The sequence below is a fragment of the Bacillus sp. SIMBA_074 genome (assembly GCF_046534555.1).
Taxonomy (GTDB): domain Bacteria; phylum Bacillota; class Bacilli; order Bacillales; family Bacillaceae_G; genus Bacillus_A; species Bacillus_A mycoides.
Genome location: NZ_JAWRYM010000372.1, coordinates 1 through 282, shown reverse-complemented (window position 1 = coordinate 282; position 282 = coordinate 1). Strand labels below are relative to the sequence as shown.

At 59.9% G+C, this 282-nt stretch carries 1 protein-coding gene; it reads right to left on the bottom strand.

The window, feature by feature from the left end; genetic code table 11:
* On the bottom strand, nt 1-282 hold a 282-nt coding region (locus SB773_RS31215; protein ID WP_410594154.1), incomplete at both ends, for a hypothetical protein.

Sequence of the window (282 nt, the reverse complement as noted above, 5' to 3'; positions counted from 1 at the left end):
CTGACACCGGCACAGCCGGCGTTTCCGGGCTGGCAGCTGTTACAGGTTGCGCTACCGGAGTAGCAGGCGGTACCGGGCTGGCAGCGGCGGTTACGGGTGCTGCGACCGGCTCCCCCCTGACCATATCCGGGACTGCTGCAGGCTGCCCGGCTAACCGCTTAGCCTCCTCAAGTGCAAGCTGCTGGCTTGGGTTTTTCATGCTGACCTGCAGCCCGTTATTTACAATGACGTTTATGGCAAACGCCTTGAATTCATCGCTGCCGGTGAGTTCAATTTTGCCAT